This window comes from Sporosarcina sp. resist (assembly GCF_014302295.1).
Classification (GTDB): Bacteria; Bacillota; Bacilli; order Bacillales_A; family Planococcaceae; genus Sporosarcina; species Sporosarcina psychrophila.
In genome coordinates, this window is record NZ_CP060287.1 from 4,438,087 (window position 1) to 4,457,598 (window position 19,512).

Below are 19,512 nucleotides of genomic sequence, written 5' to 3' on the forward strand. Positions count from 1 at the left end.
AAAAATAAGCCGCCATCCATATTGATAGCGGCTTATTTCTTTAGATATTATGCATATAGCGGAAATTTGTCCGTCAATGCGGTAACACGTTGCTGAGCTTCTTTTTTCACAGCTTCGTCTTCATGATTTTTCAGAACCTTCGCCATGATCGATGCGATTTCTCGCATTTCTTCTTCCTTGAAACCACGTGTTGTAACAGCTGGTGTTCCAAGTCGTACTCCCGAAGTAACAAACGGGCTTTCAGTGTCATATGGAATCGTGTTTTTGTTCGTAGTGATGCCGACTTCATCTAGTGCGTGCTCTGCAATTTTACCCGTGATTTCAAGTGAACGCAGGTTAAGCAAAACCAAATGGTTATCTGTTCCGCCGGATACGATGTCTACACCTTCAGCTATTAGCGCTTCAGCTAATGCTTTCGCATTACTCTTCACTTGTTGGATATACGTTTTGAATTCTGGTTTCTGTGCTTCGCCAAATGCCACTGCTTTTGCAGCAATAACGTGCATCAATGGTCCACCTTGAACTCCTGGGAAGATTGACTTGTCAAGTTTACGACCAAATTCCTCTGTAGAAAGAATAAGTCCACCACGAGGTCCGCGTAATGTTTTATGCGTTGTCGAAGTGACGAAGTGTGCATGCGGAACTGGGTTTTGATGTTCGCCGACTGCTACAAGCCCTGCGATATGCGCCATGTCGACGAATAGGTACGCGCCCACTTCATCCGCAATTTCACGGAACTTAGCAAAATCAATTTCACGTGGATAGGCACTCGCACCCGCTACGATCATTTTCGGCTTATGCTCAAGCGCTTTTTGACGGACATCTTCGTAGTCAATTAGCTCATCTTCCTTGCTCACTCCGTAATCAACAAAGTTATACAATTTACCTGAGAAGTTAACTGGGCTTCCGTGTGTCAAGTGACCGCCGTGCGAAAGATTCATGCCAAGAACTGTATCTCCAGGCTCAAGTACTGCAAAATAAACAGCCATATTTGCTTGTGCACCAGAGTGCGGCTGAACGTTTGCATATTCCGCGCCGAAGATTTCTTTCACTCGGTCACGTGCAATATTTTCAACGACGTCGACATGTTCGCAACCGCCGTAATAGCGTTTGCCAGGGTAGCCCTCAGCGTATTTGTTCGTTAAATAAGAACCTTGTGCTTCCATAACCGCTTCTGTTACGAAGTTTTCAGATGCAATTAGTTCAATATTTGACTGTTGACGCTTTTTCTCCGCCATAATCGCTTCGTATACTGCCTCATCTTCACGTTGTACGTTGCCCAATTTGTTCAATTCCATATTCTCATTCCCCTTCATCATCTATTTTTTTGTCCAGTCTACAGCGGCCAGACGCTCGGAGGCCCACACGAAGTGGGTCATGCAGCGGAGAGGGATTGAACTGCATCCCTCTTTGTTGCCACAGGAAGTGGCGATATTAGGCTGCGTTCCTTTTCCGTTTTGCGCCTGTCGCGTCTATGCGGACCGCTTCCGCTATTCTAAATATGTTGCTCTAATTCCACCTATTAACTTCGGTCTGGTTGTTGCGACCGTGACAACTGCATTGCCGATTTGCCCAATTGATGTGCGTAAAGGGACAGCAACCCGTTTCAAATGCATGCCGATTAATGTTTGTCCAATATCGATGCCTGCACTTGCGCGAATTTCCTCTACAACTACAGGGTCATTCATATGCTGATAGGCGTAGGCCGACATTGAACCACCCGCATCTATCATTGGAATGACTGAAACTGGCTCTAGCATGAACTTTTCAGCCGCGTGACGTTCAATTGTCAGCGCCCTGTTAATATGTTCACATCCTTGGAATGCAAGAAATAGTTTATGTTTTTTGGCAAAGTCTTTTAAGGGGTCGTATAGCGCTTTTCCAATTTCAAGCGCCCCTCCAGTGCCGATTCGTTTACCGGCAATTTCAGAGGTCGAGCAGCCGATGACGAAAATTGTGCCCGGTATAAGGTCTGTCTGTTCAGCCATTTCCGCTAAAAGTTGCTCGAGTTGAAGCTTCCATAAATTCAAAGCGTCCACTTTATACCACCTGCCTTCTTATGGTGTCTAGCTCCAGCGCCTAGCCCCTCGGGTCGCTTCAGTCTTGCCGAAAAGGCAAAGGACGCCTTTGTCGTCAAGACTTCCAGCGCTTTTCGGGGCTAATCAGGCGCTTGGGCCCACACGAAGTGGGCCATGCAGTCGTTGCGACACGATGTCGCGAACTTAGACTGCCTTCCTTTAAATTTAGTTAGTGTCTAGCTGCAGACGCCAGACGCTAGGGTCATAAGCCAGCCCGGCTACGTGGCAAAAAGCGCCACTTCGTCGGTCCGTCTTATGCCTGTCGCGTCTAAACGGCGCCTTCCGCTTTTCGTTAGTTTTCCAGTTCCATGAGCTTGCCGATGCGGCGTTCATGGCGTCCGCCTTCGAATTGCGTGTTTAACCAAGCTGCAACTACTTCCCTTGCATGACCTGGTCCGATGACACGTTCTCCCATCGCAAGGATGTTTGAGTCGTTATGCTGCCTTGTGGCTTTCGCACTGAAGACGTCATGAACAAGCGCACAGCGGATACCTTTTACTTTATTTGCTGCAATAGACATGCCAATCCCTGTTCCACAAATAAGAATGCCTCGGTCGAAATCTCCCGATGCTACTCCATTTGCGACAGGTGTCGCATAGTCCGGAAAGTCAACTGCCTCATTCGAATCCGGACCAAGATCTACAAATTCCAATCCTAACTCTGCTAATAACTTGATAATTTCCTGACGAAGATTGTTTCCGCCATGGTCTGAAGAAATCGCGATTTTCACAGGATCCCTCTTTTCATAATATACTCACAACTCATTCTATCATTTTTCGGCAAAAAAAACACAGCCCTAATGAAAATTGGGCTGTAAATCGAATTTTCTTATTGTCTAGCTCCTTAACCTACAGGATTCAGTGGGGAGGGATTGAACTTCATCCCCCATAATGCGACTGGACGTCGCGACCTTAGACTGCCATCCTTTCCGCCTTATGCCTGTCGCGTCTTAACGGCTGCTTCCGCTTTTCGTTATGTCGAACTGGCTAATGACATTATATAGATCTTCGGATTGGCTCTTCAGTTCACTCGCCATCGCATCTGCCTGTTCAATTGATTGAACTTGTTCCTCTGTTGCCGCTCCGACTTCAAGCGCACCAGCGGATGTTTGTTCCGCAATTGCTGCGACTTCCTGTGATTGGCGTGCGGTTGTCTCTATATTTGTCAGCTGAAGTTCGACAAATTTCGTGATTTCTACGACGGAATCTGCCATGCCGTTCACTTTAGACGCCATTGCTTCGACATTTTCACTCGTTTCATTGGCACGGTCTGCTTCGGTCGCCGCCGTCTTCACTTGTTCTTCCATTTCCTTCACAACTTTTGTAACATCGGTTTGAATAGTTACTACAAGATTAGAAATCCCCTGTACTGCTTTGGCGCTTTCATCGGCGAGTACACGCACTTCTTCTGCAACTACCGCAAATCCTTTACCATGTTCACCTGCACGCGCCGCCTCGATGGATGCGTTCAGCGCCAATAAATTTGTCTGTGCCGCAATGTTACCGACAAGCTGGACGATTTCACCGATTTTTTGTGCATTATGATCCAGTTGCCTAATTGTGCCAAGTGATAGTTCACTTTGTGAAGACATATTTCGGATGCCATCGACAAGCATACGGAATACCTCTGTCGTTCGTACAAGTTCCTCAAGCATCTCTTTTGAGCGTTCAGATGAATCTTCAGCCCTGTTGCTCACTTCAACAGCCAATAACCGAACATCTTCAATCGCTTCCGCTGTTTCTTGGATGGCGATCGCCGATTCCTCTGCGCCCGAGGCTATTTCCTTGATCGTAGATGCTACTGCATCCGCCTGTCTCGCAGCGGCTCCGGTTTCAGCAGATAAGCTATCAACTGTAGTGGCCGTCTTTTCATAATTCGTCTCAATTTGCCCTACTATCGTACGCAAATTAAGGACCATATGCTGAAACGCTTCCGCCACTGAGCGGATTTCATCAGACGAGTTCGGCAGTACAATATCCGTTCCGATTTCACCATCTGCGACTTTGTTAGCCGCTTTCTCAAGATTTTGTAATGGTTTCGTTAAAATCGTACTGAAGAGTGCCGCTAACACGCCCGACCAAAATATTCCCATTCCATATGTCATCACTGCAAACCAGAACGGTTCAAATTTCGGAAAAAATTGTGGTTGTACGACATTAATAAATAAGGCACTCGTTGTGTAAGTGACAATCGCAAGTATTGTTATAAATAGAATAAGCTTTCTCTTTAATCCAAACTTTTTTCCCCTTTTTTCTCTCATCACGATTCCTCCATCAATTTCTGTTCAAGCACATCGATAATTCCCGACAACTCATTGAACACATGCCGATATGTATCGATATCGCCTCCGTACGGGTCATACACATCGCCAGTTGAATCCGGTTTCACAAATCCTTTTAGTGTAAATGTTTTGTATTTTACTTCTGGGTGAGAGTAAATGAGATTTGCTTTGTGCCCTTCTGTCATTGTTAAAACAACATCAGCCCACTTCAAATCCTCACTTGAAACAGCTCTTGAAACGGGCGTGTAAAGCATGTCCGCTTCTTCGATAAGCGTTTTCGCGTTCAGAGAAATCGGCCAGCCATCTTGTGCGTGAACACCCGCTGAACGAACTGACACATTCTCAATCCCTCTGGAACGAAGAATTGCCTCTGCCATCGGGCTTCTACACGTGTTTCCGGTGCAAATCAAATATATATTCATTATTTTCACCCTCTCTCTTAAGAATAGCCGAGTTTTGCGAATAAAGAAACATCAAATTTCAACGAAAACATGACAATACTCCTATTATTATTAAAGCGAATCCTGCAATTAGTCTTAGTGCTTTCCCACTTTTAAGGCCAAGACGTCCTTTTAATAAGAGCGCTGCACAGGAAAAAATAAAAGTAAACGCTCCCGATGCCACGATAAATAGAACTTTATCCATTTGGAGCATACCAAATGAAACACTAACTGAAAAAGCGTCGATACTTACGGCGAATGCAATGATAAAAGGAGAAACTTGTTTCGATGAAGAGCTCGGTGTATCACTTTGTAACAACATATGTATACCTATCAACCCAAGCATTACGCCTGATAATATACTGCTCCACACTGTAAATATATGTGCGGATAACTCCCCAGTAACGAATCCAAGAAACGGGAAAGCCATATTAAGAAATGACGTCCAAAGCGCTAACGTAAGTTTCCCTTTATTTACTTGCAGGAATGAATAAATGACTAAAACATCTAAGGTCGTAATGCCAGCCGCAAATAATTCCGCCAAAATAAAACCTCCCCGAATACCGCATCGGTTCATCTTATGCGGCATTTGAGGAGGTCATTCGTATTAGCTTCAGTTCATAAAGTGTTTTCCTTCGGCCGCTTTCATTAATCTGTTCATGACAGCGGCGCCAACTCCAGCCAAGTCCGTTTCAACAGCTAGAATAAGATCCGCTTCCGTCAAATCACACTTACGGAGCGCTCCGTATAAATTTGTCGCCATTGCTTCATTGTTACCTGCCACACCAATTGCAAAGTACCAATCAGCGCCTGAAACGCCCAATTCATCTGGCCCAATCAGCGCGACCTTCTTGCCTTCAGCATGAAGCTTATCAATAGCTGCATAAATTTTATCCACGTCGTAATTAATGACATAAAGAGGAGCTTCCGGTGCATAGTGCAAATACTTCATACCGGGGGAACGTGGTGCTTGTTCACCAGGCGACTTTGTTTCAGAATTTACAGGACCAACGATGCTCTCAATCATTTCTTGCGTTGTCCCCCCTGGCCGTAAAATAGTGGGCGGAATGGTCGTCATATCCAATACGGTTGACTCCACACCAACACCAGTTTGTCCCCCGTCAAGAATGAGTGGAATGAGCCCATCAAGATCTTTATGTACATGAGCCGCTTCAGTTGGGCTCGGTTTACCGCTTCGATTTGCACTCGGTGCTGCAAGCGGTTCACCGAGTGCGCGTAGAAGTCCTAATGCAACAGGGTGATCCGGCATTCGTACGCCCACGGTCTCAACGCCGGGTGTTACGTTCGGGGCGATGACGCCTGGTATTTTGTGAAAGACAAGCGTCAATGGACCAGGCCAAAACGTATCCATCAGCTTTTCTGCATCTGCGGAAATATCCGTCGCATAGTTGAAGACTTGTTCTTTATTACCAATATGTACGATGAGTGGGTTGTCGGAAGGTCTGCCTTTTGCTTCGAATATTTTTTGTACCGCTAACTCATCAGTTGCAAGTGCGCCTAAACCGTATACTGTCTCCGTAGGAAATGCGACGACACCGCCACTTTTTAAAATATCCACAGCCTGTTTATAGTTTCTTTCGTTATTCATAAAGTTATCCACTGAAACAACTTTTGTTTCCATGAGCTAATCCCCCACTTATACACATTTTAATCACTTTATCCACAAACTTTGTTGGTAACTTTATGCGAATAGCCCTTTTATCCACTCCCAGACGAAAAAAGTGACTTTTTCCTCTTCTTCCTCTTTCTTATCCGGGAAACAGATTTTCGGGAACATTGCACACCACCAGTTATCCCCACGTCCACTACCAATTGTCAAAATATAGGCATCATATGTTGCTTGCGGGCTAATAAATAGACCTGACCGCTTCGGTGGAAATAATGCTTCTTTTCGTTCAAGTGAAATAGTAGCACCGTTTGACATGGCGTTAGCAATTTCAAGGATTTCGCTTTCGAGCGCCGCCAAGTTATCCCCAAGCTCTCGTTTCGAATATGACTTATTAACTGCATTTTCGATTAGCGGCTGAATTTCACGTTGAATCCCTATTTTAATCTGCTGATCTGCGGGCGTATCTGAATGGGCAAGCAATCTGAAACGGATAGCATCATCCTCTTCCGTCGCCGTTAAGAATACCGCTATGAAGGCCTGAATAATGATAAGCAGGATAATAAATTCAATATAAGGCACCAATTTTTGAACTATAGTTTTCTTTCTGATAATCTCGTAGTCTGTTAACATCTTTATCCCCTCCTACTCTGCATTGTTGCCAGAGTAAGGGGGATTTATTCACGAGTCTCGCAAAATATCATTCGATCTTTGCCGTTAATATCTTTTACTATTTCAACTAAAGCCTCCGGAAATGCCTCTGTGAATAACTTATGCACATCTGGTCCCTGAAGGTAACCGATTTCGACTGCGACGAGGGAGGGCTTGTTCATAAGTGGCGGCAATGTTTCAGCAAGTTTTCGATAAAAGTAAAGTCCATCTTCATCCGCAAATAATGCATTATGCGGTTCGTGATCGAGGACTGTACCTGACATTAAAGTCGCTTCATCATGTGCGATATAGGGCGGGTTGGATAACACGACATCCCATTTGTCCTTCGCAATCGGTGCAGTAAGATCGCCTTGCAGGAAAGTCACGTCGGCGTCATTTGCTTTTGCGTTATGCTTCGCGATTGCAAGCGCACCTTCACTGATGTCCGTTGCAGTAACGAGAGCTTCGGACCATTCTTTTTTGAATGAAACTGCGATTGCACCGCTACCTGTTCCGATATCTGCAACGGTAATTTTTTTAGTGGCGAAGAGTTTCTGGCTTCGTTCAAGCGCGCCGTAAACGAGCTCTTCTGTTTCTGGACGCGGGATAAGAACATTTTCATCCACTTTGAAGGTGTAGCCGTAGAAACCTTCTTCACCAATTACGTATTGTACGGGTCTTCCTTCGAGCAGTTCGTCGGTTTTATCCCAAAAGTCCTTGTGTTGTTCGCCTGTAAGTTGTTCCTGTACATCTGCAAATAAAGAAGCCCTAGACTTTTGTGTGACAAATTCCATAAGGAGCTGTGCAGCATGTGGTTCAATGCCTTGTTGTTCCAATAAAGAAGAAGCCCGCTGAAGAGCTTCATAGATTTTTTCAGTCATTACGATCCAAACTTTCTAGCCGATATGCCTGTTCTTCCATAATAAGTGCGTCGATAACTTCATCGAGTTTACCTTCAATAATCTGATCAAGTTTCTGGATCGTCAGGCCGATACGGTGATCAGTTACCCGATTTTGTGGGAAGTTGTATGTGCGAATCCGCTCAGAACGGTCGCCTGTACCGACTGCTGATTTCCTTTTTTCATCGTACTCATCTTGGATTTCACGTGTGAATTTATCAGAAACGCGTGCCCGTAATACTTTCATCGCTTTTTCTTTATTTTTGATTTGCGATTTCTCATCTTGAATCGACACAGTGATGCCTGTTGGAAGATGCGTCAACCGAACGGCGGACATTGTTGTGTTGACCGACTGACCTCCAGGACCGGATGATGCAAATGTATCCGTCCGAATGTCTTTTTCATGAATAACAATTTCAACTTCTTCTGCTTCAGGAAGGCATGCGACAGTTGCTGTCGATGTATGTGTACGCCCACCGGATTCAGTTTCCGGGACCCGCTGTACACGGTGCGCTCCGTTTTCATATTTCAATTTTGAATAAGCACCCGTTCCATTAATCAAGAAAATAATTTCTTTAAAGCCACCGAGTTCTGTCGGAGACGAATCCAACACTTCGACTTTCCAATGGTTCATTTCCGCGAAACGGCTGTACATGCGGAATAAGCTACCGGCAAATAATGCCGCTTCATCGCCACCTGCTGCGCCCCGGATTTCCATAATAACGTTCTTGTTATCATTCGGATCTTTTGGCACGAGCAATAACTTTAACTTCCCTTCGAATGATTCGATTTGGTCTTCCAGTTCGGAAACTTCCATTTTGACAAGTTCTTTCATTTCATCGTCGAGAGATTCGTTCAACATTTCTTTGGCGCTTTTAAGTTCAGCTTTTGCATGTTTATAGTCACGATAGACTTCAACTTTTTCCTGTAAGCCGGATTGTTCTATCGAGTACTCCCGGAGTTTCGTCATGTCACTTACTACCGCGGGATCACTGAGCATTTCATTCAAATGATCATATCGGTCTTCTACTGCTTGTAACCTTTCAAACATTGTGGACACCTCATTTTCAGGACTGTTTTGTACGTTTATTGTACGGGAAATCTCTTGGTAAATACAATTATTTCACTGATGCTGACGTTGTGCGTGAAGTTCGCAACGTTTTGGTGAAAGTAGACAACGTCGTAGCGGAAGTAAGAAACGTTTCGCACGAAGTTGGCAACGTTCTTACGGAACTTAACAACGTTTCGATAGGTTCGCAACGTTTCGGTGAATGTAGACAACATTTCGGCGAATGTATGCAACGCTTCGCACGAAGTTCGCAACGTTCTTACGGAAGTTAACAACGTTTTGGTGAATGTAGACAACGTCGACGCTGAAGTAAGCTACGCTTCGTTCGATGTTCGCAACATTCTTGCGGAAGTTAACAACGTTTCGCGAAGTTCGTAACGTTACAGAAAGACTAGACAACACTCCAAAGAAACATGGCAACATCAACACCCGAACCCTTTCACACTAAAAAACCCGCCCTCTTCTGCCGGACGGGCTTGATTGCTGTTATCCTTTTACAGTTGCTGTAGCTGTTACGCCTTTTGGTACTTCGTGGTGCTTGCGACATCTTGGTTCGTACGCTTCTGAAGCGCCGACTAGAATAATGGGATCATCATAGCCCGCAGGCGTGCCGTTAATGAGGCGCTGCGTTCGGCTAGAGGGCGAGCCACACACTGTGCAGACAGCCTGTAATTTGGTAACGTGTTCAGCCACAGCCATTAGACGTGGCATCGGCCCGAATGGTTCGCCTCGGAAATCCTGGTCAAGTCCAGCAACGATTACTCGGAATCCACGATTGGCCAATTCCATCACGACGTCGACGATACCTTCGTCGAAGAATTGAGCTTCATCGATTGCGATTACGTCATAATCTTCGGTGACAAACTGCTCAATATGGTTTGAGCTAGCAATCGGATTCGCGATAACAGTTGTCCCATTATGGCTGACGACGGCTTCTTCGCTAAAACGATCATCGATTTCCGGTTTGAATACCGCAATTTTTTGTTTAGCGAACTGCGATCTTCTTATTCGTCGAATCAATTCCTCGGATTTCCCTGAAAACATACTACCGCAAATGACCTCAATCCAACCGCCTTGCATTGTTACGTACATGGTGAATCTCCTTCCAGTTGCCTCTATATAATTATTTATTTTCATATCATTAGATTATCTATCATACCCTAAAATCAGTTGCATTTAACGTCTTTTATTTCAGACCTAAATGTGTTAGTCACATTTTTCTCCAAAAAGAAATACCCGCCCGGCGCATGTGCACCTGACGGGTATTGTGAAAATCTTACTCTTGGCCTTCTTCTTCGCGGCCTTCTTCTTTGAGACCATATTTTTTGTTGAAGCGGTCGACACGTCCGTCCGCTTGAGCAAATTTCTGGCGTCCAGTGTAGAATGGGTGGCATTCCGAACAAACTTCAATTCGGATGTCCTCTCTTACAGAACCTGTTTCAAATGTGTTACCACATGAACAAGTAACAGTTGCTACTTTATAAGCTGGGTGAATTGCTGCTTTCATCAATCTCTCTCCTTTCGCCCTGAACCATCTGGAACAGAGTTGTATTATAAGACTGATGCCTTACACGGTCCGTATTCGTCAACCGTATATGCACGCAGATATTATTTAAGTTACCTAAAATATTATAACAAGTTTTTTTTGTAGATGCAACTATTTTATTTGCTACGACATATGCTGTACTAAAGAATTCCACTAAATTCGCTACGGCGCTCGGGGATGCCTCCCGCCCTAAGTCAAGCAGCTTCGCCGCCAATCTTAGGGCTTCGGCTCCCCCTTGTAAGGCGCCTTCGCTTAGTTTACTTAGGCAAAGCAGTCACCATGGGCTTTTGATTATAGCAACCCTTTACCATTACGGTGGGCTTTCATTTCGTCATTTAATTTATCGAAGAACTCTTCATTTGTTTTTGTGAGACGCAATTTCTTCATGAAACGTTCTGTAAAGTCATGCGAATCGGAAAATGTTTTACGAATCGCCCATAGCTTTTCAAGCTGGTCAGCTGGAATAAGCAATTCTTCTTTCCGTGTACCTGAGCGGCGTATGTCGAGCGCTGGGAAGATCCGTCGTTCCGCAAGATTGCGGTCAAGATGCAATTCCATATTGCCTGTCCCTTTGAATTCTTCATAGATGACTTCATCCATGCGTGAACCTGTGTCGATCAAAGCCGTCGCAAGAATGGTCAAGCTACCGCCTTCTTCAAGATTACGTGCTGCCCCGAAAAATCGTTTTGGACGATGGAATGCAGCTGGATCGATACCACCTGACAGTGTGCGTCCACTTGATGGAATAACAAGGTTATACGCGCGCGCAAGCCGTGTGATGGAATCCATAAGAATGATAACATCCCGCTTATGCTCTACAAGTCGCATCGCCCGTTCTAATACAAGTTCCGCCACTTTGACGTGATTTTCTGGTAACTCATCGAATGTTGAGCTGACGACATCGGCCTTAACGGAGCGTTCGATATCAGTCACTTCTTCTGGTCTTTCATCAATCAGAAGAACAATCAGTTCCGCGTCAGGATGATTCAGTGTAATTGAATTCGCAATTTCCTTCAATAACAATGTTTTCCCTGCTTTTGGCGGAGCTGCAATGAGTCCACGCTGACCGAAACCAACCGGTGAGATAAGATCCATAATACGTGTCGATAGCTTTAATGGATCCGTTTCAAGTTTGATATGACGGTCTGGATAAAGAGGAGTTAGAGCCGGGAAATGCACGCGTTCACGTGCTACTTCTGGATCTTCTCCATTGACAGCTTCCACTTGTAGAAGACCGTAATAGCGTTCTGATTCTTTTGGTGGCCGAACTTTCCCACTTACTTTATCACCGTTTCGAAGATCGAAACGTCGGATTTGTGAAGCGGATATATAAATATCTTCCGAACTTGGTGAGTAGTTGATTGGACGAAGGAAGCCGTAGCCCTCGGATTGAATAATTTCAAGAACACCTTCCATGAAGAAGAAGCCTTCCTGTTCCGCCCTCGATTTCAATATAGCAAAAATAAGTTCCCTTTTCGTCAACTTGCTGTAATAAGCAATTTTATATTCTTTTGCATGGGCATATAACTCTTTTAAGATCATATTCTCCAACGCTGATATTGTTAGCACTGTCATCTTTTGGCACCACTCTTTAGGTTAATGGGTTGAATTTTTGAGGTTAATCTAGGAAGGTATATCATAATGAATATATCCTGAAGATCCACTTCAGACGAGGACCTTCTGGATATATACAGGTACTTCCTATACAAGCGAAGATGCCCGGTTTATGACCGGGCGATGAGCTATATCAGTCTTGCATGACAAGCAGAGGTTTTTTCTCCATGCTGTGACGGCCTTCAACAAAACGAATTGTGCCGGATTTCGAACGCATGACTAATGAATGTGTTTCACAGTAACCGCCTTTAAATTGCACGCCACGAAGAAGTTCTCCATCTGTTACGCCAGTTGCAGCGAATATGGCGTCGTCCCCTTTGACAAGGTCGTCCATGTAAAGCACTTTGTCGACGTCGATTCCCATCTTGATACAACGTTCACGTTCTGCATCATTTGACGGAACCAGTCTACCCTGAATTTCGCCGCCAAGGCATTTCAATCCAACTGCAGCAATAACACCTTCTGGTGCTCCGCCAAGTCCAAATAAAATGTCTACTCCGGTTTCATCAAAAGCAGTATTGATGGCTGCTGCAACATCACCATCATTGATAAGCTTAATGCGTGCGCCTGAAGCCCGAATTTCTTCGATGATAGCAGCGTGACGTTCCCTGTTAAGGACAGTTGCAACAATGTCACCAATATTTTTATTTTTAGCCTTAGCAACAGCCATAAGGTTTTCAGTTACGGATGCATCGATATCGATTTTACCAACCGCTTCAGGGCCAACAGCGATTTTGTTCATATACATATCTGGTGCATTCAGAAGATTGCCTTTATCCGCAATAGCAAGAACTGCAAGTGCATTCCAGCCGCCTGCTGCGACAATATTTGTTCCTTCAAGCGGGTCAACAGCTACGTCCACTTCAGGACCAATTCCAGTCCCTAGCTTTTCACCAATATAAAGCATCGGTGCTTCGTCCATTTCCCCTTCACCAATTACGACAATCCCTTGCATCGGAATAGTATCGAATACTGTACGCATTGCTGTTGTTGCAGCGTCATCCGCCTCATTTTTCAAGCCGCGTCCCATCCAGCGTGAAGCTGATACTGCTGCTGCTTCTGTAACACGAACTAATTCCATCGATAAACTGCGTTCCATTTGTGTGCCTCCTGGTATACGGTTAAATCCCGTAAGTTTTGCCACTCTGACTAATTATAGCATAATTTTTTCTGGTGCTGGGTCGTTCATTCGCCCACGATTGCTTCTTTCGAAATCGATACTTTGCGGATATCCGCTCCAATTCCCTGAAGTTTTTCGATAAGGGAACTATACCCGCGCTCGATGTGCTGAATTTCTTGTACTTCCGTCACTCCGTCGGCAATGAGTCCCGCAATAACGAGCGCGGCCCCTGCGCGAAGGTCGGATGCGCGTACTGTTGCCGCCTGAAGCGGCGTCGGTCCAGCTAGAATCGCCGACCGTCCTTCAACTCGCGCATCAGCATTCATTCTTGTGAGCTCGTCGATATGCTTAAATCTAGCCGAGTAAACTGTATCCGTAATGACGGAAGGTCCAGCTGCTTGCGATAGTAACACAGAAAATGGCTGTTGGAGATCCGTTGGAAAACCTGGATATACAAGTGTTTTCACATCGACGGCTTGCAGATTTCTCGACTTTGGAATGAAGATTTGTTCTTCTCCTTCAACAATATCCACACCCATTTCACGAAGCTTCGCCGTGAGCGCCTCAACATGGAACGGTATGACATTGTCAATTGTAACGCCATCGCCCGCTGCTGCGGCCATAATCATAAAAGTACCTGCCTCAATTCGATCAGGTATAATTGTATGTTTTGTGCCGTGAAGTTTTTCCACGCCATCTATACGAATGACATTCGTTCCTGCGCCCTTAATTTTCGCACCCATATTGGACAACAGTGTAGCGACGTCAATGATTTCAGGTTCCTTCGCTGCATTCTCAATTGTCGTACGACCCTTTGCGAGAACTGCTGCGAGCATGATATTAATTGTTGCACCAACACTGATGACGTCCAAATAGATTTTTGCACCGCGTAATTCTTCCGCACGCAAATAGATGGCACCGTGTTCGTTGGTTACTTTCGCGCCGAGCGCTTCGAAACCTTTGATATGCTGATCTATTGGTCGTGGCCCCAGATGACAACCACCTGGCAAGCCGATGACCGCGTGCTTGAATCTTCCAAGCATCGCGCCCATCATATAGTAGGATGCACGAAGCTTCTTCACGTTACCGTTCGGAAGTGGCATCGACATCATTTCTGTTGGATCAATCGTCATCGTTCCTTTATTAAATTCAACTTTCCCACCGATATCTTCCAGTAGCGCCTGAAGGGTAACGACATCCGAAATTTCTGGCAGTCCTTCGATTGTAACTAGGGAATCAGCCAGAATAGAAGCAGGGATAAGTGCAACTGCACTGTTTTTAGCGCCACTCACTTTAATTGAACCTCGTAATGGTTTGCCGCCTGTTATTTTATAAACGTCCATATGACTCTCCTTTGATGCCTTACTTGTTCTTTCTTGTTTCCCAGTCCGCAAGAAATGCTTCGATTCCTTTATCCGTAAGTGGGTGCTTGAATAGCTGCGTCAACACGTTGAAAGGTGTCGTTGCAATATCTGCACCACTAAGCGCTGCGTCTGTAATATGCTGTGGGCTGCGAATGGATGCAGCAATAATTTCTGTTTTGATATTGTGGATTGAGAAGATATCTGCAATTGTAGAGACCAACGCCATGCCATCTTGTCCAATGTCATCGAGTCTGCCGAGGAATGGGGAAACATATGTCGCTCCTGCACGTGCTGCAAGAAGTGCCTGATTTGCACTGAAGATAAGTGTTACGTTTGTTTTGATGCCTTCCTGTGAAAAGACCGCACAAGCTTTCAATCCTTCAGGTGTCATTGGCAATTTCACCGTAATATTTGGAGCAATTTCCGCCAATACTCGTCCTTCTTTGATCATGCCTTCAGCATCAAGTGCGATGACTTCTGCACTGACTGAACCAGGGACAAGTGCTGCAATTTCTCGCAACCTATCATGAAAAGGTACATCTTCTTTCGCAACAAGTGAAGGATTTGTTGTAACTCCTGATAGTATGCCCCAAGTATGCGCTTCTTTGATTTCTTCAAAATTAGCTGTATCAATGAAAAACTTCATGAATAAAATCCCCCTTATAATGAATGAATACTCTATAGTAAAAACTTTATGAAGAGCTCCGAAAAACTCTTAAAAGAAGGAGAATACATCACCATTGATGTTTCTCCTCTTTCTGTTAACTAAATATAATTAAGCTTTTTGTGAACTACCGAATTCGCGCATTTTACCAATAACCGTTACTTTGATGGCATCGCGCATTGGCGTCAAGAATTTACGTGGATCATAGGCTTCAGCGTCTGCCGCAAGTGTTTCGCGTACAGCTTTTGTTCCTTGTATTTGGTTTTCTGTATTGACGTTAATTTTAGCCGTTCCGAATGAAATAGATTTTTGGATATCTTTTATCGGAATACCTGTTCCGCCATGAAGGACAAGCGGTAGGTCAGATTGACTTGAGATTTCTTCCATTTCCTTGAAACCAAGGTTTGGCTCGCCTTTATATGGTCCGTGGACTGATCCTAATGCAGGTGCAAGACAGTCGATTCCTGTTTTGTCCACAAGCTCTTTACATTCTGCAGGGTTCGCATAAATGACGCCTTCAGCAATAATATCGTCTTCCTGGCCTCCAACGACCCCAAGTTCTGCTTCTACAGAAACTCCCCGTTCATGCGCATAATCAACTACACTTTTCGTAATTTCAATATTTTCTGCAAGTGGTTTTGATGAAGCGTCGATCATAACGGAAGTGAAACCTGCTTCAATCGCTTCTTTACATTTTTCGAAGCTTGAACCGTGATCCAAATGAATTGCAACAGGAACTGTAATTTTATAATCGTGCATAAGACCTTTCACCATGTGGACTACCGTTGTGAAACCTCCCATATAACGTGCTGCACCTTCGGATACCCCAAGGATAACAGGAGATTGTTCTTCTTGTGCCGCTAGTAAAATCGCTTGCGTATATTCAAGGTTGTTTATATTAAACTGACCTATTGCGTACCCTTCTTTTTTCCCTTTGATCATCATTTCTTTCATGGAGACAAGTGCCATGCGAATTCCTCCTTAGGATCTTGAAAAGAATAGTGTGATTATTGTATACCACCAATATCATAACAAAAACAGCCAGTGTTTACCACTGCCTGCTTTGTCAGTTTTCAAACATTGCGTTCACCGCATCACGGACTTCATAAATATCAAACGGCTTAGTAAAATATTTCATAGCCCCAGTTTTCAATGCATCTTCTGTTAATTCAATTTCACCGTACGCAGTCATCATGATGACTGGTATCTCTGGCCAGCCAATTTTTAATCTTTTTAAAACCTCTAATCCATCTATGCCTGGCATTTTCATATCAAGCAGGACACAGCCTGGTACTTCTTGTTCCACCGCTTGGAGCGCTTCTAATCCATTTGCTGCGAGGGTTGTTTTAAACCCTTCCCGGCGGAATACTTCATCCAACAAAAGTCGTATCCCCTTTTGATCATCCACAATTAAAAGACTTTTCAATCTCCATTCCCTCTTTCTGCAATCCCATGTTGTTATACCTACTTATTTGACAAATGTCACAGATACCCTTCTTTTTTTGACAAAACTTTGTCCTTTGCTTTCCATGCTCCTTTTCCTATAATTAGGTGGAGGTGGTAATTTTGAAAATGTTGACGACACAAATCAGCGGACTTCTTCAGCGTATCGCCGGAAATGGTGAAGAGTCTATTGAAGAAACAGCCCGTCTTCTCGCACAGGCAACAATTGGGGAAGGTCGTGTTATTATTGCGGGATTCGGTGAAATGGAGGCAGTTACTGCAACCGCCTTTCACAGTATCGAACCACTTAGCGGTGCCGTTCGTTATGAGTTCGGGATGGACATTACAGCAGCCGACCGGATTTGGCTATTAACTCGGGCTGCGACGGATAGGCCTGCATTGGAACTTGCACAGCAACTTGCTGGACGATTCATTCCTTTTGCCGCGCTCGCCGCTGAAAAACCGGGCAGCAGCAATGAACTTGCAGAATTATCCTATACATATATATCGACCGGGCTTACGCGCGGTTTATTACCAGGTGACGACGGCGAACGGATTGTTCAGCCGCATGCGCTCAGTGCGTTGTTTGTTTATGAAGCTGTGAAGATTGCCTATGATGAAATGATTTTAGACAAGGATTAAAAACAAGTAAAAGCTGCACATAAGCGGGAATTCCCCGTTTATGTGCAGCTTTTTTAGTTGGTGATTGGTGGATATGATTGGTCGAGCGACGGATATGCTCGGTTGGCCAATACATATGATCGGGTAGATGCCGGATATGCTCGGGTACCTGATATATATGGTCGGGTAGACGGCAGTTATGCTCGGTTGACCAGCATATATGATCGGGTAGACGGCGGATATGCTCGGTTGACCAATACATATGATTGGATAGACGATGGATATGCTCGGTTCATGATATATACGATCAGTTAGATGCCCGATATGCTTGGTTGAGCGGCATATATAATCGGTCGCGCGCTCTATATACGGCTAGTCCAACAGGTTGCAACCGAAACGTTATTCTTTTCCAGCGATTATCGCTCCTAAGAACTCGCGGAATAGCGGTTGTGGGCGTGTTGGGCGTGATGCGAATTCTGGGTGGAACGAGACACCGACAAAGAATGGGTGACCTTCTAATTCTATGATTTCCACGAGTTGTTCATTCGGGCTTATACCAGAAATCCTCATACCTGCAGCTTCGAATTGCTCGCGGTATTCATTATTAAATTCATAGCGATTACGGTGACGTTCGTAAATCAACTCTTCGCCGTAAGCAGCACGCGCTTTCGTTCCTTCTTTTAATTTACATGGGTAAGCGCCAAGTCTGAAGTAACTTTCTGGATTACCATTACTTTCAGGAGGACTCTCAATAATTTGATTTTCCGTATCTTTATCAAATTCAACTGAATGAGCGTTTTCAATTCCCATAACATTGCGTGCGTATTCGACTGCAGCTAATTGCATGCCTAAGCCGATTCCGAAAAACGGAATGCCATTTATACGGGCATAAGTAATTGCTTCAATTTTACCATCGATACCGCGTTTTCCAAAACCAGCTGGAACGAGGATTCCGTCGACATCCGATAATAATTCAGCTGCACTCTGTGCTGTTACATCTTCCGAATTGATCCATTTTATTTCAATTTCTGTGTCGAAACCGTAACCTGCGTGGCGAAGTGCTTCAACCGCTGAAATATATGCATCCTGCATTTCAACATACTTCCCGACAAGTCCGATACGAACTTTTTTCGAAAGGGATTTCACAAGTGTTACTAGTTCTTTTATTTCTGTCATATCAGGTTGTTTCGTCTCAAGTTCAAGGAAATCTACTACGATTTGATCCATATTCTGTTCATGCAATCTAAGTGGTACTTCGTATAGCGTTTCCGCGTCAAGTGCTTCGATGACTTCTTCTGGTTTGATATTACAGAACAAAGCAATCTTATCTTTCATTTCTTGCGGTACTGGATATTCGCTTCGTACAACAATCATATTTGGCTGAATTCCGAGACTCCGAAGTTCCTTAACACTATGCTGTGTAGGTTTTGTCTTCATTTCACCGGCTGCATGCAAGTAAGGAATAAGGGTGTTATGAATATACATAACGTCACTTTTCCCAAGATCCGTTTTCATCTGACGAAGTGCTTCTAGATAAGGAAGGGATTCGATATCGCCGACACTGCCACCAATTTCTGTAATGACGACGTCTGCGTTCGTTTCTTTTCCAGCACGTTTGATCAGGCTTTTGATTTCATTTGTAATATGAGGGATGACTTGGACAGTTGCTCCATTGTATTCACCGCGACGTTCTTTTTGTAGGACAGATGAATATACTTTCCCCATCGTAACATTCGAATACTTGTTCAATTTGATGTCAATAAAACGTTCATAATGACCTAGGTCTAGATCCGTTTCTGCTCCATCTTCTGTAACGAAGACCTCACCATGCTGTAAAGGACTCATCATTCTTGGGTCAAGGTTAATGTATGGATCGAATTTTTGGATTGTCACCTGAAGTCCTCGAGATTTTAATAGTCGTCCAAGTGATGCTGCGTTGATACCTTTACCTAGTGATGAGACAACGCCACCGGTTACGAAAATATACTTTGTCATGTTTTACTCCTCCATTCGTCTGGTTCGTTCTAGTTAAATCAAATTCGCCTTGACGTAATTGCGTACAGATCAAGTAAGGAAGTTAGCGTAAATGCGTCGT

At 44.4% G+C, this 19,512-nt stretch carries 21 protein-coding genes; 2 read left to right on the forward strand and 19 right to left on the reverse strand.

The genetic code is table 11. From position 1 onward, the window contains the following. Positions 1 to 47: 47 nt before the first annotated feature. The 10 genes from glyA to prfA form a co-directional block, all read right to left on the reverse strand. Positions 48 to 1,298, reverse strand: a complete 1,251-nt coding sequence (gene glyA, locus H7992_RS21170) for a serine hydroxymethyltransferase (RefSeq protein WP_304627092.1) — start codon at positions 1,296 to 1,298, stop codon at positions 48 to 50. 192 nt (positions 1,299 to 1,490) lie between these two features. Then, a complete protein-coding gene (locus H7992_RS21175; RefSeq protein WP_255428720.1) occupies positions 1,491 to 1,988 on the reverse strand; it encodes a TIGR01440 family protein in 498 nt (165 codons plus the stop codon). Positions 1,989 to 2,370: 382 nt separating this feature from the next. Further along, entirely contained in the window at positions 2,371 to 2,808 is a 438-nt protein-coding gene (rpiB, locus tag H7992_RS21180) for a ribose 5-phosphate isomerase B (protein WP_067213140.1), read from the reverse strand. Positions 2,809 to 3,027: 219 nt separating this feature from the next. Further along, positions 3,028 to 4,338: a methyl-accepting chemotaxis protein gene (locus H7992_RS21185; RefSeq protein ID WP_187045918.1), complete on the reverse strand. Its 1,311-nt coding sequence runs from the start codon at positions 4,336 to 4,338 to the stop codon at positions 3,028 to 3,030. After that, positions 4,338 to 4,781, reverse strand: a complete 444-nt coding sequence (locus H7992_RS21190) for a low molecular weight protein arginine phosphatase (protein WP_187045919.1) — start codon at positions 4,779 to 4,781, stop codon at positions 4,338 to 4,340. The genes H7992_RS21185 and H7992_RS21190 overlap by 1 nt, the downstream gene beginning before the upstream one ends. Before the next feature lie 58 nt (positions 4,782 to 4,839). Next, positions 4,840 to 5,343 carry a manganese efflux pump MntP gene (locus H7992_RS21195; RefSeq protein ID WP_187045920.1) on the reverse strand — a complete coding sequence of 168 codons (504 nt, stop codon included), beginning with the start codon at positions 5,341 to 5,343 and terminating at the stop codon, positions 4,840 to 4,842. 69 nt (positions 5,344 to 5,412) lie between these two features. Then, positions 5,413 to 6,441 (reverse strand): L-threonylcarbamoyladenylate synthase, encoded by a 1,029-nt coding sequence (locus H7992_RS21200; protein WP_187045921.1) that lies wholly within the window; start codon positions 6,439 to 6,441, stop codon positions 5,413 to 5,415. Positions 6,442 to 6,501: 60 nt separating this feature from the next. Beyond that, positions 6,502 to 7,059, reverse strand: a complete 558-nt coding sequence (locus tag H7992_RS21205) for a stage II sporulation protein R (protein ID WP_187045922.1) — start codon at positions 7,057 to 7,059, stop codon at positions 6,502 to 6,504. Positions 7,060 to 7,103: 44 nt separating this feature from the next. Next, entirely contained in the window at positions 7,104 to 7,958 is an 855-nt protein-coding gene (gene prmC, locus H7992_RS21210; protein WP_187045923.1) for a peptide chain release factor N(5)-glutamine methyltransferase, read from the reverse strand. Beyond that, on the reverse strand, positions 7,951 to 9,027 hold the full coding sequence (prfA, locus tag H7992_RS21215) for a peptide chain release factor 1 (RefSeq protein ID WP_067213157.1): 1,077 nt from the start codon (positions 9,025 to 9,027) through the stop codon (positions 7,951 to 7,953). The genes prmC and prfA overlap by 8 nt, the downstream gene beginning before the upstream one ends. Before the next feature lie 38 nt (positions 9,028 to 9,065). Between prfA and H7992_RS21220 the strand changes: the two genes are divergently transcribed. Further along, the gene (locus tag H7992_RS21220; RefSeq protein ID WP_187045924.1) at positions 9,066 to 9,317 is read left to right on the forward strand and encodes a hypothetical protein; all 252 of its coding nucleotides are present in this window, start codon (positions 9,066 to 9,068) and stop codon (positions 9,315 to 9,317) included. 214 nt (positions 9,318 to 9,531) lie between these two features. Here the strand turns inward: H7992_RS21220 and H7992_RS21225 are convergent, their stop codons facing one another. From H7992_RS21225 to H7992_RS21260, 8 genes are all read right to left on the reverse strand, one after another. Next, a complete protein-coding gene (locus H7992_RS21225) occupies positions 9,532 to 10,137 on the reverse strand; it encodes a thymidine kinase (RefSeq protein ID WP_187045925.1) in 606 nt (201 codons plus the stop codon). Between the two features lie 184 nt (positions 10,138 to 10,321). Further along, the gene (gene rpmE, locus H7992_RS21230; protein WP_187045926.1) at positions 10,322 to 10,552 is read right to left on the reverse strand and encodes a 50S ribosomal protein L31; all 231 of its coding nucleotides are present in this window, start codon (positions 10,550 to 10,552) and stop codon (positions 10,322 to 10,324) included. A 330-nt stretch (positions 10,553 to 10,882) separates the two neighbouring features. Next, positions 10,883 to 12,166, reverse strand: a complete 1,284-nt coding sequence (rho, locus tag H7992_RS21235) for a transcription termination factor Rho (protein ID WP_187045927.1) — start codon at positions 12,164 to 12,166, stop codon at positions 10,883 to 10,885. 172 nt (positions 12,167 to 12,338) lie between these two features. Next, entirely contained in the window at positions 12,339 to 13,304 is a 966-nt protein-coding gene (gene glpX / locus H7992_RS21240; RefSeq protein ID WP_067213167.1) for a class II fructose-bisphosphatase, read from the reverse strand. An 86-nt stretch (positions 13,305 to 13,390) separates the two neighbouring features. Next, positions 13,391 to 14,668 carry a UDP-N-acetylglucosamine 1-carboxyvinyltransferase gene (locus H7992_RS21245; protein WP_067213170.1) on the reverse strand — a complete coding sequence of 426 codons (1,278 nt, stop codon included), beginning with the start codon at positions 14,666 to 14,668 and terminating at the stop codon, positions 13,391 to 13,393. A gap of 19 nt (positions 14,669 to 14,687) precedes the next feature. Beyond that, positions 14,688 to 15,335 (reverse strand): fructose-6-phosphate aldolase, encoded by a 648-nt coding sequence (gene fsa, locus H7992_RS21250; protein WP_067213173.1) that lies wholly within the window; start codon positions 15,333 to 15,335, stop codon positions 14,688 to 14,690. 129 nt (positions 15,336 to 15,464) lie between these two features. Further along, positions 15,465 to 16,322, reverse strand: a complete 858-nt coding sequence (locus H7992_RS21255; protein ID WP_067213174.1) for a class II fructose-bisphosphate aldolase — start codon at positions 16,320 to 16,322, stop codon at positions 15,465 to 15,467. 97 nt (positions 16,323 to 16,419) lie between these two features. Continuing rightward, a complete protein-coding gene (locus tag H7992_RS21260; RefSeq protein WP_187045928.1) occupies positions 16,420 to 16,779 on the reverse strand; it encodes a response regulator in 360 nt (119 codons plus the stop codon). 146 nt (positions 16,780 to 16,925) lie between these two features. Here H7992_RS21260 and H7992_RS21265 point away from each other — a divergent pair, with 146 nt between their 5' ends. Continuing rightward, on the forward strand, positions 16,926 to 17,438 hold the full coding sequence (locus H7992_RS21265) for a DUF2529 family protein (protein ID WP_370570013.1): 513 nt from the start codon (positions 16,926 to 16,928) through the stop codon (positions 17,436 to 17,438). 378 nt (positions 17,439 to 17,816) lie between these two features. Here H7992_RS21265 and H7992_RS21270 read toward each other — a convergent pair whose 3' ends face one another. Next, positions 17,817 to 19,412 (reverse strand): CTP synthase, encoded by a 1,596-nt coding sequence (locus H7992_RS21270; protein WP_067213177.1) that lies wholly within the window; start codon positions 19,410 to 19,412, stop codon positions 17,817 to 17,819. Between the last annotated feature and the right edge of the window lie 100 nt (positions 19,413 to 19,512).